At 70.2% G+C, this 3,133-nt stretch carries 1 protein-coding gene and 3 pseudogenes; 2 read left to right on the top strand and 2 right to left on the bottom strand.

Annotation, left to right across the window (positions count from 1 at the left end; translation table 11 throughout):
- Positions 1–206 (bottom strand): annotated as a pseudogene (locus K789_RS26800) (hypothetical protein); the annotation flags it as partial.
- Positions 207–323: 117 nt separating this feature from the next.
- Positions 324–1,484 (bottom strand): annotated as a pseudogene (locus tag K789_RS26795) (DUF222 domain-containing protein); the annotation flags it as partial.
- Positions 1,485–1,916: 432 nt separating this feature from the next.
- Between K789_RS26795 and def the strand changes: the two are divergent.
- Entirely contained in the window at positions 1,917–2,513 is a 597-nt protein-coding gene (gene def / locus K789_RS0110895; protein ID WP_024366790.1) for a peptide deformylase, read from the top strand.
- A pseudogene (locus tag K789_RS22880) lies at positions 2,510–3,133 on the top strand (methionyl-tRNA formyltransferase); the annotation flags it as partial. The gene def and the pseudogene K789_RS22880, both read left to right, overlap by 4 nt.

Below are 3,133 nucleotides of genomic sequence, written 5' to 3'. Positions count from 1 at the left end.
CCGGGGGTGTCGAGGGTAGCGGGGTGGAAGTAGTGGTTGCGTCGGGGTCTTTGGCGTGGGTCAAGGTGTGGTGGCGGGATGAACCACGGGATGCCGGTACGGACCTGGATGGTCCAGTGTTCCTTGTGGATCACGTGGTGGTGGTGTGAACAGAGCAGTACACCGTTGTCCGTGCCGGTTGTTCCGCCGCGGGACCAGTAGGTGATGTGGTGGGCTTCGCACCAGAGCGCGGGGATGGTGCAGCCGGGGAACGCGCAGCCCTGGTCGCGGACGGTGAGGGCTTTGCGGATGTGGGGCGGGAAGACCCGGGTGGCCCGGCCGATATCCAGGACCTGGCCTGCGCTGCCGAGGAGGACCGGGATGATGTCCGCGTCGCAGGCGATCTTCCGGACGGTCGAGGCGGTGACGGGGCCGGTGAACAGCAGCGACCCGGTCTGTGCCGTGACCTGCCCGCGCTGGAAGGAATCTCCGGAACCGCCCTCGCGGGTGCCGCCCTGGCGGGTGCCGTCGTGAGTGTCGCTGGTTCCGCCGGGCGCGTTGAGGCGGGTGAGGAGGTCGCGGTAGTCGATGGTGACCATGACCTGCGGGCGCAGCCCTCCCGCGCCGGGCAGGGTGCCGGCGGCGAGGGCGAGTTTGCAGGCACCGACGAGGCCGTCGAGGAGTTTCTGCGGACGCGAGCGGAGGTCAAGGGGGACGTCCATAACGTCAGGTCCGGCGTTGTTGCCATGGTCGGCCCACGGGACTGCGGCTGCGTCCACCCCGGCGTCCGGGGCCTGGGTGCGGGGGTTGGTGGCGGTGTTCATGACGGTGAGGAGGTGTTCGAACTGTTCGGCGGTCGCGAAGATCTCCAGATGCTACAGTCCGTGCCGGGGTTTGCGGATGAACGCGCCCTGGAGCTGGCGCAGGAGCTCTTCGGAGGGCTCGGCGCCGTCCTGGTCGATCGCGTCGGTCCAGCTCCGGGCCACCCGGGCCAGGAAGTCCGGGTCGTTCTCCGCGGCGGTGCGGGTCAGGGCGTGCTCCATCCGGGCGGCGGTTTCGGCGTCGCAGACGTGCCGGACCCGGTCCAGGGCCAGGCTGATGATGGTCGCGGACCGGGACGCGACCGCGCCGGAGGCGACGGCGGCACCGAGTTCCCCGTGCACGGCAGGTAACGGTTCGCCGGTGAATCCCTGGCGTGGCAGCAGGCTCTCGGCGAGGGAGAGCCGGCGCCGGGCTTCGGGGGCGCCGATCCGCAGCCGCGCCCGCAGGAACTCCGTAGTGTTCCGGTACCCGTCATCAACAACGGCAGCAGCAACCGAGCCCGCCGCAGTGCCCGCGTCACTATCCGCGGCGGCCGGGTCGTCAGTGCCGCCGGGGGTCTCCCGCCAGCCGGTGGTCCACGACGTTGTGACCGTGCCGGCGGCCGCGGCGTGCTTCCGGGTCCGGTCCACCGCGGAGGCTGCGACGAGCTGCAGATACCCCACGACCCGCGAGATCTCCTCCATGGTGCCGGCGAACTCCGACGAGGCCTGGAAGCCCCGCAACGCCGCATCCTGGGCCGCCGTCGACGCCACCTCCCGGAGCACGGCCAGGGCATCATCCACGCCGGACCGCCCGGCCGGCGCAACGCCCCGGTCCGTGTCCAGGCAAGCAATGAAATCCCTGACGGCTTCCATAAGCCCACACTAGCGACGGGCTACGACAATAAACGCCCCGCCGGACTGCCTCCGCAGACTGAGCCAGAATCAGCTCGTGCACCCGCGCCAGGCCGGGACTGACGCGCCAGACCGCGCCCAGCCCCAGCCCGGGAATCCGAACAGCCCGGGAGCCCGACCCAGCCCGCGCAGGCCGATTCCCCGAACCGTCCGGCCCTCGGCCCGGTGTGCAACTAAACTGGACTGGATCCCGACGCCGCCCACTGTAAGGACAGATTGCACATGGCCATTTTGAATATCCGCATCATCGGGGATCCTGTGCTGCGCACAGTTGCCGATCCCGTGACGGAATTCGGGCCTGAGCTGGCGAAGCTTGTTGCCGACATGACCGAAACCATGGAGGACGTGGACGGGGCAGGCCTGGCCGCACCCCAGGTCGGCGTCAGCCAGCGCGTCTTCACGTACCGGATCGGCGGCGTCGAAGGACACATCATCAACCCTGTGCTTGACAACAGCGAGGACTTCCAGCCCGACGAAGTCGAGGGTTGCCTCTCCATCCCCGGCCTCGGCTTCCCGGTCCGCCGGCACCGCCGCACCCGCGTCACCGGCGTGGACCTGCACGGTGACCCCGTCGAGGTGGAGGGCGAAGGGATGCTGGCGCGGGCCTTCCAGCACGAGACGGACCACCTCGACGGCATCCTTTTCACCGACCGGCTGGAAGGCGAGGACCGGAAGACCGCGCTGCGCGCCATCCGGAACGCCAACTACGACTCCATTACCGAGCAGACGACGGCGAAGCGCGCCCGGACGGTCGGCACCAGTTTCGGTTCCGGCAGCGCAGGTTCGGGAAGCTTCGGCTCGTTCGGTAACTCCCAGTGAGGGTTCTCTTCGCAGGAACGCCGGCGGTGGCCGTGCCGTCCCTCGACGCGCTCGTGGCGGCAGGATTCGACGTCGTCGCCGTCCTCACCCGACCGGACGCGCCACTCGGACGCAAACGCGTGCTGACGCCGTCGCCCGTTGCTGCCCGGGCTGCGGAACTGGGCATCCCGATCATCCGCGCCGCCAAGGTGGACACCTCGGTGACAAAGCAGATTGCGGCCGCCACCCCGGACGTCGCCGCCATCGTGGCCTACGGCGGGNNCCCCGGCCGGCCCTGGACGTTCCCCGCCATGGCTGGATCAACCTGCACTTCTCGCTGCTTCCGGCCTGGCGCGGAGCGGCGCCCGTGCAGCGGTCCCTGATCGCTGGCGACGACGTCACCGGGGCTGTCACCTTCCTGCTGGAGGAGGGGCTGGACACCGGACCGGTGTTCGGCACCCTGACCGAGGCCGTCCGGCCCGATGACACCGCCGGTGCCTTGCTCGGGCGGCTGTCCCACAGCGGTGCCGTGCTGTTGACCCAGACGCTTTCCGCGGTCGACGCCGGCCGGGCCGCCGCGGTGCCGCAGCAGGGCGACGTCAGCGTCGCTCCCAAACTCACCCTCGAGGACGGCCGGCTCG

The organism is Arthrobacter sp. TB 26 (assembly GCF_000427315.1).
GTDB lineage: Bacteria > Actinomycetota > Actinomycetes > Actinomycetales > Micrococcaceae > Arthrobacter.
Note: the sequence above shows the minus strand (reverse complement) of the source record. Positions and strands in the feature narration are given on the sequence as shown.